The 12408-nt window shown below is 71.7% G+C and carries 11 protein-coding genes and 1 pseudogene; 5 read left to right on the forward strand and 7 right to left on the reverse strand.

The features are described 5' to 3' along the window. Positions 1-36 precede the first annotated feature (36 nt). Positions 37-897: a 3-hydroxybutyryl-CoA dehydrogenase gene (locus OG285_RS29985; protein ID WP_371792731.1), complete on the reverse strand. Its 861-nt coding sequence runs from the start codon at positions 895-897 to the stop codon at positions 37-39. A 141-nt stretch (positions 898-1038) separates the two neighbouring features. Continuing rightward, complete coding sequence (locus tag OG285_RS29990; protein ID WP_371792732.1) at positions 1039-1986, reverse strand: DMT family transporter; 948 nt, start codon at positions 1984-1986, stop codon at positions 1039-1041. Between OG285_RS29990 and OG285_RS29995 the strand changes: the two genes are divergently transcribed. Both OG285_RS29995 and OG285_RS30000 read left to right on the forward strand, forming a co-directional pair. Then, on the forward strand, positions 1985-3421 hold the full coding sequence (locus OG285_RS29995; RefSeq protein WP_371792733.1) for a PLP-dependent aminotransferase family protein: 1437 nt from the start codon (positions 1985-1987) through the stop codon (positions 3419-3421). The two genes, OG285_RS29990 and OG285_RS29995, sit on opposite strands and share 2 nt — an antisense overlap. A 71-nt stretch (positions 3422-3492) precedes the next feature. After that, entirely contained in the window at positions 3493-4071 is a 579-nt protein-coding gene (locus OG285_RS30000; protein ID WP_371792734.1) for a histidine phosphatase family protein, read from the forward strand. 154 nt (positions 4072-4225) lie between these two features. On the opposite strand, the pseudogene OG285_RS30005 reads toward OG285_RS30000, so the two are convergent. Together OG285_RS30005 and OG285_RS30010 are read right to left on the reverse strand one after the other, a co-directional pair. Beyond that, positions 4226-4573: pseudogene (locus OG285_RS30005) on the reverse strand (SRPBCC domain-containing protein); the annotation flags it as partial. Positions 4574-4681: 108 nt separating this feature from the next. Continuing rightward, complete coding sequence (locus OG285_RS30010; protein ID WP_356829488.1) at positions 4682-5188, reverse strand: SRPBCC family protein; 507 nt, start codon at positions 5186-5188, stop codon at positions 4682-4684. 237 nt (positions 5189-5425) lie between these two features. Between OG285_RS30010 and OG285_RS30015 the strand changes: the two genes are divergently transcribed. Further along, positions 5426-5782 (forward strand): VOC family protein, encoded by a 357-nt coding sequence (locus OG285_RS30015; RefSeq protein ID WP_371792735.1) that lies wholly within the window; start codon positions 5426-5428, stop codon positions 5780-5782. 126 nt (positions 5783-5908) lie between these two features. Beyond that, positions 5909-8293, forward strand: coding sequence for an excinuclease ABC subunit UvrA (locus tag OG285_RS30020; RefSeq protein WP_356829484.1), 2385 nt, complete (start codon positions 5909-5911; stop codon positions 8291-8293). Between the two features lie 123 nt (positions 8294-8416). Here OG285_RS30020 and OG285_RS30025 read toward each other — a convergent pair whose 3' ends face one another. Continuing rightward, a complete protein-coding gene (locus OG285_RS30025; protein ID WP_356829482.1) occupies positions 8417-8746 on the reverse strand; it encodes an SCO0607 family lipoprotein in 330 nt (109 codons plus the stop codon). 160 nt (positions 8747-8906) lie between these two features. Beyond that, complete coding sequence (locus OG285_RS30030; RefSeq protein ID WP_356829480.1) at positions 8907-9629, reverse strand: TetR/AcrR family transcriptional regulator; 723 nt, start codon at positions 9627-9629, stop codon at positions 8907-8909. Positions 9630-9685: 56 nt separating this feature from the next. Between OG285_RS30030 and OG285_RS30035 the strand changes: the two genes are divergently transcribed. Then, positions 9686-11326: an FAD-dependent oxidoreductase gene (locus OG285_RS30035; protein ID WP_371793651.1), complete on the forward strand. Its 1641-nt coding sequence runs from the start codon at positions 9686-9688 to the stop codon at positions 11324-11326. 77 nt (positions 11327-11403) lie between these two features. On the opposite strand, the gene OG285_RS30040 is transcribed toward OG285_RS30035, so the two are convergent. Further along, positions 11404-12408 carry a MerR family transcriptional regulator gene (locus tag OG285_RS30040; protein ID WP_371792736.1) on the reverse strand — a complete coding sequence of 335 codons (1005 nt, stop codon included), beginning with the start codon at positions 12406-12408 and terminating at the stop codon, positions 11404-11406.

The raw sequence follows: 12408 nt of genomic DNA on the forward strand, positions 1-12408 counted from the left end.
CCCGCACACTCCACCCGGACCACCGGTACGGACAGCTCAGGTGTACGGGTAGAAACCCGAGCCGGTCTTGCGGCCCAGCCGTCCCGCGTCGACCATGCGCTGGAGCAGCGGGGGAGCGGCGTACAGCGGCTCCTTGAACTCGGCGTACATCGAGTCCGCGACGGACGCCACGGTGTCGAGACCGATCAGGTCGGCGAGCTTCAGGGGGCCCATGGGGTGGGCGCAGCCCATCTCCATGCCGTTGTCGATGTCCTCACGGCTCGCGATGCCGGACTCGAACATCCGGATCGCGGAGAGCAGATACGGGATGAGCAGGGCGTTGACCACGAAGCCCGAGCGGTCCTGCGCCCGGATCGCGTGCTTGCCGAGTATGTCCTGCACCAGCGCCTCGGAACGCTTGACCGTCTCCTCGGATGTGGTCAGCGCCGGGATCAGCTCGACGAGCTGCTGCACGGGCGCGGGGTTGAAGAAGTGGATCCCCATGACCTGGTCGGGCCGGGAGGTCGCGACGGCCAGCTTCACCAGCGGGATCGAGGAGGTGTTGGAGGCGAGGATCGCGTCCGGCCGGGTCACCACCTGGTCGAGCACCTGGAAGATCTCCGTCTTCACCTGCTCGTTCTCCACGACGGCCTCGATGACGAGGTCGCGGTCGGCGAACTCCCCGAGGTCGGTCGTGAAGCTCAGCCGGCCGAGCGTCGCGTCGCGCTCCTCCTCGGTGATCTTGCCGCGCTCGGCGGCCTTCGAGAGAGAGTTTTGGAGCCGGGTGCGGCCGATTTCCAGAGCCTCGCCAGTGGTCTCGGCGACCATCACCTCAAGGCCGCTGCGGGCGCAGACCTCCGCGATTCCCGCGCCCATCTGGCCACAGCCCACCACTCCGACGCGTTCGATGTCGGTCACATCCAGCCTTTCGCAGATCGTCGCGGGCGAGTACCCCGTATGGTTCCGGCGCCCGCCCGGCCCCCAGACGTTACCTCCGACCTGCCGGTGGCCGGGGCGCCGGGTTAACAACCGCTTACTGCACAACCACGACATTTCCTCTCATCTCGTCCTGGAACGCTGCGTGACCGCGATGCACACGAGGACCGCGACAGCGGCGACCGGAGCGGCCACCGGAAGGTGCTCGCCCAGCAGCAGCACCGACCAGACGAGGGTCAGCAGCGGCTGTGCGAGCTGGAGCTGGCTGGCCCTGGCCACGCCGATCTCCGCCATGCCGCGATACCAGACCACCAGCCCGAGGAACTGGGAACCCGCCGCCACCCAGAGCACTCCGGCGATGCTGTGACCGTTGAGGTGCACGGGTTCGATCGCCAGTGCCACGGCGCCGGCGGGCACGGCCAGTGGCAGGCAGAGGACCAGTGCCCAGCCGATCACCCGCCAGCCGGGCATCTCACGGGCCAGCCGCCCGCCCTCCGTGTAGCCCGCGGCGCAGATCAGCAGAGCGGCGAAGAGATACATGTCACCCGTGGACAGCGCGCCGCCGGACTGCTGCACGGTGAACGCGATCACCACGGCCGCCCCGGCCACGGCGGCGGCCCAGAAGGAGCGAGACGGCCGTGACCCGGTCCGCAGGGCGGAGAAGGCGGCCGTGGTGAGCGGCAGCAGCCCCACCACCACAGCGGCGTGCGAGGTCGTCGAGGTCTGCAGCGCGAGCGTGGTCAGCAGCGGGAAGCCCAGGACCACCCCGGCGGCCACCACGGCGAGACCGGCCCAGTGGCGCCGCTCGGGGACGGGGGCCCGCGCGGCGAGCAGGGCGCCGCCCGCCAACAGCGCGGCGAGGACGCAGCGCACGGAGACGAGCGACCAGGGCCCGAAGCCCTCAAGGCCCCAGGCGGTCGCGGGGAACGTCAGTGAGAAGGAGACCACGCCGAGTCCGGCGAGCAGGGTCCCGGTGCGGCCCGCGTGGCCGTTCCCGCCTGCGGCGCGGTCGCCTCTGCTGTCCCCGACTGCTATCGGTGAATGGTCGGTAGCGCTACTCTGTACTGTCATGTACGAGCGTAGCAGTGTGGCCGAACTGGTGAACTCCCTTAAAAGGGAGCTCAACCGCTATCCGGTTGATGGAAAGCTGCCGTCGAGCCGGGCCATGGTCGAGACCTACCGGGTCAGCCCGGTCACCGTTTCCAGGGCGCTCGCCCAGCTCGCCGCCGAGGGGCTCGTCGTGACCCGTCCGGGCGCCGGAGCGTTCCGGGCGCGGCCCCGCAGGGACACCCCCGCACCCGGCGACACCTCCTGGCAGGAGATCGCGCTCAGCGCCGACGGCGCCACGGACGCGGCTCCCCGCGCGGTGGACGCGTCTGGGGTGCTGGTCACACTCGCCGCGCCGCCGCCGGGCGTCATCGAGTTCAACGGCGGCTATCTGCACGCCTCGCTCCAGCCGGAACAGGCCATGGCCGCCGCCCTCGCCCGGGCAGGCCGCAGGCCCGGTGCCTGGGGGAGGCCCCCCGTCGACGGGATTCCCGAGCTGCGCGAGTGGTTCGCACGGGGGATCGGCGGACCTGTCACCGCGGCCGACGTCCTGGTCACCGCGGGCGGCCAGAGCGCCCTCAGTACGGCCCTGCGCGCGCTCGCTCCGCCCGGCGCCTCCGTACTCGTCGAATCCCCGACCTATCCCGGCATGCTGGCCGTCGCCCGCGCGGCAGGGCTGCGTCCGGTGCCGGTCCCGGTGGATCCCGACGGCGTACGCCCCGGACTGCTCGCCGACGCGTTCCGCGCCACCGGTTCCCGGGTCTTCGTCTGCCAGCCGCTGTTCCAGAATCCGACCGGCGCGGTACTCAGCGACGCCCGCCGCCCGGAGGTGCTGCGCATCGCCCGGGAGGCGGGGGCGTTCGTCATCGAGGACGACTTCGTCCGCAGGCTCGTCCACGAGGACGCGGGGCCTCTGCCGAGGCCGCTGGCCACCGACGACCACGACGGTGTGGTCGTGCATGTCTGCTCGCTCACCAAGGCGACCTCGCCCAGCCTGCGGGTGGGGGTGCTGGCCGCTCGCGGGCCGGTGTTCGAACGGCTGCGCTCGATCCAGGTCGTCGACAGCTTCTTCGTCCCGCGCCCGCTCCAGGAGGCCACCGTCGAACTGGTCGGATCGCCCGCGTGGAACCGTCATCTCCGTTCTGTTTCAGGGCAGTTGAGAGATCGCAGGGACACCCTCGCCACCGCGCTCCGCGGCAGTCTCCCCGAGCTGGACCTCCCGTACGTCCCCAGCGGCGGCTACCACCTCTGGCTGCGGCTGCCCGACGGCTCGGACGAGGCGGCGGTGGTCTCGGCGGCCCTCCGCGCGGGCGTCGCGGTCGCGCCGGGCCGCCCCTACTTCTCCGCCGAACCGCCCGCTCCGCACCTGCGGCTGAGTTTCGCCGGGGTGGCGGGGCAGGGCGAGATCGCCGAAGGGGTGCGGAGGCTGCGCACGGCGTGCGACGAGGCGCTCGGCTGAGGCGGCGCGGGCTGCTGCGGGTTCTCCGCCACCCCTTGACCCGGCAGGGTTTCAGTCGCACGATCGCGGCCATGAGCGTTCGCGTCACGCTGGTCGCCGCCGCACGCAGTTCCTCCCGGCTCGCCGAGCGCTTCGACGACGACCGGCCACTCGACCACGCAGGCTGGCACGAGGTGCAGCTCTCGGCGGGCTTCCTCGTCCCGCTGGCCGCGGCCGAGCTGCGCTACTGCTCGCCCACCGCACGCAGCCGGGCCACCGGCGATGCGCTCGGCTTCGCTCCGCTGCTCCAACCCGCTCTGAGTGACTGCGACATGGGGCGGTGGCGCGGGCTCACCCTGGCGGAGGTGACGGCACGCGAACCCGCGGCGGTCGACGTCTGGCTCGCCGACCCACGCTCGGCCCCGCACGGCGGCGAATCACTGCTGGGCTTCATCTCGCGGATAGGGAACTGGCTGGAGACCCGGCCTCCGTGCGACGGGTCCATCGTCGCGGTCGCCGAACCGTCCGTCGTGCGGGCCGCCCTGGTCTACGCGCTCAAGGCGCCGCCGTCGACGTACTGGAATGTCGATGTGCCGCCGCTCTCCACGGTGACCCTGACCGGTCTGCCGGGCCGCTGGAGCCTGCGCCTGGAGACAGCTGTCCGCGGCTGAGCCGGCCGCCCGTCCCGTGGCGTGGTCTCAGCCCGCCGGTGCGGTCTGCCGGTCGAGCTGTTCGAGGACCAGGGGCCAGGCGTCGGCGGTGCGGTCGCGGGGCTTCCTCGGAGGCGAAGCCCGCATGGGTGAGCGTAAGGCGCGTGCCGTCCCCCTCCGGCGCGAGTTCGACGGTGACGACCGTCTCGGCGCCCTCGGCGCCGCCCGCACCCGTGACCCAGGTCAGCTCGACGAGGCGGTCCCGCTCCAGTCGCAGGAACCGGCCGTAGTGCGGATGCCGTGCCACCGGGCCACCCGGCTCGGGCGCGTACTCCGTCTCGAAGAAGAACGGCGCGCTCTCCTCGGGCGTCATCCGTACCGAACCGGGGGCCGCGAACCACCGGTCGAACTGTTCGGTCCAGGCCAGATAGAGGACCCCGGGGGCGGCGGCCAGGGTGCGCCCGGTCGTCAGCCGGAAGGGCCTGGACGTCAGATCAGGCTTGCGGAACGGTTCCTGGGACATGCCGGACGCCTCTCTCCAGGGCTGGACAACAGGGCAGTCGGTCCCATCGGATCACATACGCCCGCCCGGCGCTCCGGGCGGGCGGCGCCACGACCGGCCGCCGCCCGGTCACGCGGCCGGTGCCTCCACGGCCGCCTTGAGATTGCGCAGCGTGGTCCGGATGTTCTTCTGCTGGAACACCGCGAAGACGTGCCCGCGGGTCGCGATCCGGTCGAAGGCGTTGGCCGCGAAGTCCGGCCACGCGCGCCGGTCGTCCGTCCAGGTCTCGGTGACCTTCGTGCCCGTACCGGCGCTCTCGAAGCGGTACTCCCAGGTGGCGATGGGCCCCGGCAGCCGCGGCTGCCTGATCCCGATGGCGTGCACCCGGAAGGCGAACCGCTCGCCGGGGTCTGCCGCGGTCACCGTGCAGCGCGTCGTCCAGCGGAAGGCCCCGCGCTTGTTGTGCCCGTCGAAGACCATGCCGACGAACGCCGTCCTGCCCGTCTCACGCAGGGTCGCGCCCAGGTTCTCCGGACTCCACCGCCCCATCAGGGCGGGGTTGCTGACCTGGTCGTACACCGCCGACGGTGCGGCGTCGACGACGATGTCGCCGGACACTGAGAATGTGCGGGCCATGGTGGCTCCGTTCCTCGGGGCCCCGACCCTACCGGTCGGTAGTAACGGTGTCAGCCTCGCTCACCCCGCTGTGACGGGGCCCGGCCGGGGCGACCGGCCGGCCCGGCGGGATCATGAGCCGCCCGGGAACCGGTCAGGAATCGAGAAGCACGGCCCGGTGAGCCGCACTAGCGTGACCAGCATGGACGTCAGCATCCACGCACCGGGCGAATGCGGCCCACGACTTCAGGAGCGACCATGACCGACTCGGCGAACCAGGGAATCAAAACCGTGCTGCACCCCGTCTCCGACCTGGCGGCTGCCAAGCCGGTCTACAGCGCTCTCCTCGGCGTACCGCCGCTTGCCGACGAGTCCTACTACGTCGGCTTCGAGGTCGCCGGGCAGCACATCGGGCTGGTTCCGGGCGGTGCGCAGCAGGGGATGACCGCGCCGGTGGCCTACTGGCAGGTGCCGGACATCGAGGCGAAGCTCGCCGAGGTGACCGCCGCGGGTGCCGTCGTGAAGGAGCCCGCGCACGACGTCGGCGGGGGCCGTCTGGTGGCCACGGTCACCGACCCCGACGGCAATGTCCTCGGCCTCCTCCAGGACCCGTGAGTGTCCCTCTTCCGCCACGCAGGAGAATGACCGCCCGACCCGGCCGGGGCGGGTCCGGCCGAGCCGGGTGACCCGGCGGGGAGACCGTGAAGGCGGCCCCGCCCGACAGATGGAGACACGATAAGCATGGCCAGGAGGACGGGCGCACAGCCGTCTGCGCCGCACGTTGCCGACAGCCACGGCCTGATCCGCGTGCACGGCGTACGGGTGAACAACCTCAAGGACATCAGCGTCGAGATCCCGAAGCGCCGGCTGACGGTGTTCACCGGCGTCTCCGGCTCGGGCAAGAGCTCTCTGGTCTTCGGCACGATCGCCGCGGAGTCGCAGCGGCTGATCAACGAGACCTACAGCGCCTTCGTCCAGGGCTTCATGCCGACGCTGGGGCGGCCCGATGCCGACGTACTCGACGGGCTCACCACCGCGATCATCGTCGACCAGCAGCGCATCGGCTCCGACCCGCGTTCCACGGTCGGCACCGCCACCGACGCCAACGCGATGCTGCGCATCCTCTTCAGCCGGCTCGGAAAGCCGCACATCGGGTCGCCCCAGGCCTTCTCCTTCAACGTCGCCTCGGTCAGCGGAGCGGGCGCGGTCACGATGGAGCGCGGCGGGAAGACCGTGAAGGAGCGGCGCAGCTTCAGCGTCACCGGCGGCATGTGCCCGCGGTGCGAGGGGCGTGGCACGGTCACCGACCTCGACCTCACCCAGCTCTTCGACGACTCCAAGTCGCTCTCCGAGGGCGCGCTCACCGTGCCCGGCTACAAGCAGGGCGGCTGGAACTACCGGCTCTACAGCGGATCGGGCTTCTACGACCCGGACAAGCCGATCCGCAAGTACACCAAGAAGGAGCTGCACGACTTCCTCCACCGCGAGCCGACCAGGATGAAGATCGAGGGCATCAACATGACCTACGAGGGACTGATCCTCCGGGTCCAGAAGTCGATGCTCTCCAAGGACCGGGACGCGATGCAGCCGCACATCCGGGCGTTCGTGGACCGGGCGGTCACCTTCACCGTCTGTCCCGAGTGCGACGGCACGCGGCTCGCCGAGGCGGCCCGGTCCTCGCGGATCGGCGGGACCGGCATCGCCGACGCGTGCGCGATGCAGATCTCCGACCTGGCCGAGTGGGTCCGCGGCGTCGACGACCCCTCGGTGGCGCCGCTCCTGGCGAAACTGCGGCAGACCCTCGACTCGTTCGTGGAGATCGGCCTCGGCTACCTCTCGCTCGACCGGCCGTCCGGCTCGCTGTCGGGCGGCGAGGCGCAGCGCGTCAAGCTGATCCGCCATCTCGGCTCGTCGCTCACCGACGTCACCTACGTCTTCGACGAGCCCACCATCGGCCTGCACCCCCACGACATCCAGCGGATGAACGACCTGCTGCTGCGGCTGCGGGACAACGGCAACACGGTGCTCGTCGTGGAGCACAAGCCGGAGACGATCGCGATCGCCGACCATGTGGTCGACCTCGGGCCGGGCGCCGGGACCGAGGGCGGCACCGTCTGCTTCGAGGGCACCGTCGAGGGGCTGCGGGCCGGCTCCACACTCACCGGCCGCCATCTCGGCGACCGGTCCGCGCTCAAGGAGAAGGTGCGGACGCCCACCGGCACGCTGGAGATCCGCGGCGCGACGGCGCACAACCTGCGCGACGTCGACGTCGACATCCCGCTCGGGGTACTGGCCGTGGTCACCGGCGTCGCGGGCTCCGGCAAGAGTTCGCTCGTGCACGGCTCGATCCACGCCGACGAGGGGGTGGTGTCGGTCGGCCAGGACGCGATCCGCGGCTCCCGGCGGAGCAACCCGGCGACGTACACCGGACTGCTCGACCCGATCCGCAAGGCGTTCGCGAAGGCCAACGGCGTGAAGCCGGCGCTGTTCAGCGCCAACTCCGAGGGTGCCTGCCCCAACTGCAACGGTGCGGGCGTGATCTACACCGACCTGGCGATGATGGCCGGCGTCGCCACCACCTGCGAGGTGTGTGAGGGGAAGCGGTTCGAGGCGTCGGTGCTCGACCACCACCTCGGCGGCCGTGACATCAGCGAAGTGCTCGCGATGTCGGTGGCCCGGGCCGAGGAGTTCTTCGGCGAGGGCGAGGCACGCACTCCGGCGGCGCACGCCGTCCTCGGCCGGCTCGTCGATGTCGGGCTCGGTTACCTCAGCCTCGGCCAGCCGCTCACCACGCTGTCCGGCGGCGAGCGGCAGCGGCTCAAGCTGGCCACGCACATGGCCGACAAGGGCGGTGTCTACGTACTGGACGAGCCGACCGCCGGACTCCACCTCGCGGACGTCGAGCAGCTGCTCGGCCTCCTCGACCGGCTCGTGGACTCGGGCAAGTCGGTCATCGTGGTCGAGCACCACCAGGCGGTGATGGCCCACGCCGACTGGATCATCGACCTCGGCCCCGGCGCGGGCCACGACGGCGGCCGGATCGTCTTCGAAGGCACCCCCGCCGATCTGGTCGCCGACCGCTCCACCCTCACCGGCGAGCACCTCGCGGCCTACGTGGGCGCCTGACGGCGACCTGGCCGGCGGACTTCCGGGACGTCGCGGTCTCCGCGGATGGTCGTGGGCCGGCCTGCGGAGGGCTGCGGCCGGGAGGCGGGGGCTGGGCGGAGGTGGCGATCCCGTGCTCCTGGCTCAGCCCTTCGGCGCCTTGATGATCTTTCCGCTCCTGTCGACGGTGTGGCTCTGCCAGTAGGTGTCCCACGTGTCGCCGACGTGTTCGGGCACCTTGCCCTTCGGGTAGCGGGTGTAGCCCTTCGGCGGTTCGTGGCCCTTGGAGGCGCAGGCACTGCCGGTGGATCCCACGTTCAGCACCGGATACTCACCGCCGCCGCAGATCGCGTCCTCCTGTGAGCAGCCCGTGAGGGCGAAGGCCATCGACGCTGCGGTCAGCACAAGAACCGACACGGAGCGGCCGTAGCGGTTGCCGGCCGAGGCCGTACGGGGACGAATGGGCTCGCGCATGGTGCACTCCTCGTGGATCGGATCGGCTCGAAGCAATCCTGTGCCGAGCGGGCCGGCCCGATCATGAGTACTCGTACTCAACCTTCGTCCCGCAACCACTCAGCCGTCCGCGCGCCGCAGGGGGCACCTCGAAGGAGCCGCCCCCTGTGGGGTAACGCTCCTAGCGGTGGGCGAGGCCGTCGATCATCAGGGCGACGGTGAAGTCGAACCGGTCGTGGCCCTCGCCGGCGGTGAGCTCCGCCGCGTAGCGGGTGGTGTGAGGGAAGGTCTCGGCAGGCAGCGCGGCCAGTCGGTCCCGGAGCTCGCCGGTGTCGACGACCCAGTCCCCCTCGTCGTGGACCTTGCGCTGCTTCAGGATCGAGATCTCCAGGCAGTAGCCGGCCACGTACAGCAGGAGAGCGTCGACGGCCCAGACGGCGGCCTGCGGGGCGACGCCGCCGGCGATCAGGATGGCGAGCATTCCTTCGCTGACGCGCACGGTCTCCAGGTCTGTGGGGGCCATCGCCAGCGCGGCACGTGAGATACCGGGGTATTTCAGGTACTGGTCGCGCACCTGGGTGCAGACACCGCTGATCTGCTCCCGCCAGGCCGCGGGCTCGGGCTCGGGCAGCAGGAGACCGGCGCACAGCCGCGCGATGAGCAGTTCGTCGAGGTCGGCCTTGTTGACCACGTGGGCGTAGAGCGAGGCAGGTCCGGTGTCGAGCGCGCCGGCCAGCCGGCGCATGGTCAGTGCCTCGTAGCCCTCGGTGGCGATGACGTGCAGCGCGGTGTCGATGACCTGCTCCACGGTGATCGGGGCCTTGCGGCGCCGTGGCCTCGGGCCGGTCCGCGCCTCGGGGTTCGGCGGCTGGTGACGCGCCGCGCGTCGCTCTCTCGGGTTCACCCGGTCATCATAGCTTGACGCGAACAGTGTTCGTATGTAGAACAGTGTTCGTGACAATGAATGCGAACCAGAACGTGAACGTGGACATGAATGTGGGCACGAACGTGGATGTGACCGTGGTCGGGGCCGGGCCGGTGGGCCTCGTGCTCGCCGCCGAGCTGGCGCTCTCCGGGGCGACGGTGCAGGTACTCGAGCGACGGGCCGAGCCGGACGAGGCGACGAAGGCCATGGCGATCAACGTGCCGACGGCCGAGGCGCTCGACCGCCGCGGCCTGCTGCCGGCCGCCGAACAGGTGCAGCGAGAGGTGCTTGAGCGAGTGGGGTCGTTCGCTCGCGTTGCCGACGAGCAACCGTCCGGTGGCGGCGGACGACCGCGCACCGCGCGGTTCACCGGGCATTTCGCCGGAATGGTCCTCGCAGCCGACCTCGTGGACGAGTCCGATCCCGACCTCGCCGCGCACACCGCGGTCGCCGGAGCGCAGATGGTGCCGCAGCGTGAGCTGGAGGCCCTGCTCGCCGAGCACGTCGCGCGACTCGGTGTACGGGTGCGTCGCGGGGTGGAGGTCACCGCGCTGGAGGACACCGGCGACGGTGTGCTCGTCGGTACCACGGCCGGCCCGTTGCGGACCGGGTGGCTGGTCGGGTGCGACGGCGGGCACAGCACCGTGCGCCGCCTCGCGGGCATCGGCTTCCCCGGCACCGACCCCGAATTCACCGGATACCTGGCCGTCGCCGACATCGCCGACCCCTCGATGCTCGTGAACGGATGGGCGTGGTCACCCGAGGGCGTGTACCGCTACGGGCCACAGCCCGGGCGGGTGGTCACCCTGGAGTTCGACGGCCCGCCCGACGGCCTCCCCCACGCCCGGCGTCGCCCGCGCGGGGGGACACCCATGGCGCCGGTCACCCTTGAGGAGCTGCAGACCAGTCTGCGCCGGGTCTCGGGCACCGGCGTCACGCTGACCGGGCTGCGCGGGGCCGCGACCTGCTGGACCGACAACGCCCGCCAGGCCGCGGCCTATTGCTCGGGCCGGGTGCTGCTGGCAGGCGACGCCGCGCATGTGCACCCGCCGTTCGGCGGTCAGGGGCTCAACCTCGGGGTCGGCGACGCGATGAACCTCGGCTGGAAGCTCGGTGCCGTGGTCACCGGGTGGGCACCCGAAGGGCTGCTCGACACCTACGACGCCGAGCGCCGTCCCCTGGGCGCCTGGGTGCTGGACTGGACGCGGGCCCAGGTCGGGGTGATGCGCGGGGACGCCAAGTCGGCCGCGCTCCGGGAGGTCGTCGCCGATCTGCTGAGCACCCGGGCGGGCACGACCTACGCGGTCAAGAAGATCTCCGGTGTCACGCAGCACATCGACCTGCCCGGAGACCATCCGCTCATCGGACGGTTCGTCCCCGACCTCTGGCTGAGGGACGGCTCCCGTCTGGTCGACCACGGTCACGGCGGCGGGTTCCTGCTGCTCGACCGCACTCCCGACGGGACGTTCGCCCGCCTCGCCGCGGGCCGGGCCGGGCGAGTGCGCAGTGTGACCGACGACCACGCGGCGCCGGCCGGGGTGCTGGTACGGCCGGACGGGGTGGTCGTCTGGGCCACCGACACCCCCGACACCGCCGCCGTCACCGGCCTCGAAGCCGCCCTGCACCGATGGACCGGCGCGCCGTCGTCCTCACCCGTGCACGGGCCGGCGGCCTGAATCCCTGTCCGTTCCGCCCTCAGCAGGGCCTCTTCAGTAAGGGCTGCGTACGGAGCCGGCGCACCGGGAGGGATCCGTCACCGTGCGTCGCGCAGGTGAAGAAGGTACGCCGCGGTCAGCGCGACGGCGCGGTCAGCGTCGTGCGACAGCTCCACCAGGGCGCCTGACGCCCTCGTGCCCGGGATGCCCGCCAGCGCCTGGGTCAGCCGCCCGCGTGCAGATGCTTCGGCAGTGCCGTGGGCGAGGCGGTCGACGAGCCCGGTCGCGATCTGATCCGCCGTCGCCGGGTCGCTCGCCAGCACGCTCAGCGCATCGGCCGCATCGGTGTCGTTCCTTCCCTCCACGATCATGCCCATGAGCGTCGGGACCGCGTCGGCCATCCCCCGTGTCCCGAGCGCCAGAGCGGCGTACCCGCGGACCACGGCGTCGGGGCTCGCCAGAGCATCCCGCAGGTGTGCGGTGGCCTCACCGGCGGGCAGCTCGGCGAGGGCCTGTACGGCACGTTCCCGCACGGCGGCCACCGGTGAGCCGAGACCCTCCGCCAGGAGTGCGGGGCCGCCGTCGCCCGATCGGGCCAGCGCCCATCGAAGGGCCCCGGCGACGTTCGGCTCCGTCTCGCTCAGGGCCGCCTCGACCAGTGCCTCGACCGGCACCGGAACCTCGTCGGCCGAGGAGAGGGCCGCGCGCTGGCGCGTGTCGGCGCTCTTCGACCCCAGCGCCTTGAGGAGCGCGACGACCTGGAGGACGTCCTCCCAGCCGGTGGGTTCCGCGGCGTCGATCCGGCGCAGCCGCGTGAGCAACTCGGTCTCGGCCGCGATGCGTTCGCGGGCCTGACGGACGAGGTCGCCGACGAGCGCCGAGGGCGTGAAGCCGGGCTCGTCGAGCGCGCGCCCGATCTCACGGAGCGACAGACCCAGCGACCGCAGGCTCTCGATGTGGAAGATCCGCCGGATGTCCTGCCCGGAGTACTCGCGATAGCCGGAGCCGGTACGGCCCGATGGACGCACCAGACCGAGCGACTCGTAATGCCGGAGCATCCGGGCGCTGACCCCGGACCGCCGGGCCACCTCACCGATCAACAC

The sequence above is a fragment of the Streptomyces sp. NBC_01471 genome, assembly GCF_041438865.1.
In the GTDB taxonomy this organism is placed as follows: domain Bacteria; phylum Actinomycetota; class Actinomycetes; order Streptomycetales; family Streptomycetaceae; genus Streptomyces.

Excerpts from the sequence above, each read along its gene's own strand:
- OG285_RS29995 (WP_371792733.1), top strand. The coding sequence starts at position 1,985 with ATGTACGAGCGTAGCAGTGTGGCCGAACTGGTGAACTCCCTTAAAAGG.
- OG285_RS29990 (WP_371792732.1), bottom strand. The coding sequence starts at position 1,986 with ATGACAGTACAGAGTAGCGCTACCGACCATTCACCGATAGCAGTCGGG.
- OG285_RS30000 (WP_371792734.1), top strand. The coding sequence starts at position 3,493 with ATGAGCGTTCGCGTCACGCTGGTCGCCGCCGCACGCAGTTCCTCCCGG.
- OG285_RS30010 (WP_356829488.1), bottom strand. The coding sequence starts at position 5,188 with ATGGCCCGCACATTCTCAGTGTCCGGCGACATCGTCGTCGACGCCGCA.
- OG285_RS30015 (WP_371792735.1), top strand. The coding sequence starts at position 5,426 with ATGACCGACTCGGCGAACCAGGGAATCAAAACCGTGCTGCACCCCGTC.
- OG285_RS30020 (WP_356829484.1), top strand. The coding sequence starts at position 5,909 with ATGGCCAGGAGGACGGGCGCACAGCCGTCTGCGCCGCACGTTGCCGAC.
- OG285_RS30025 (WP_356829482.1), bottom strand. The coding sequence starts at position 8,746 with ATGCGCGAGCCCATTCGTCCCCGTACGGCCTCGGCCGGCAACCGCTAC.
- OG285_RS30035 (WP_371793651.1), top strand. The coding sequence starts at position 9,686 with ATGAATGCGAACCAGAACGTGAACGTGGACATGAATGTGGGCACGAAC.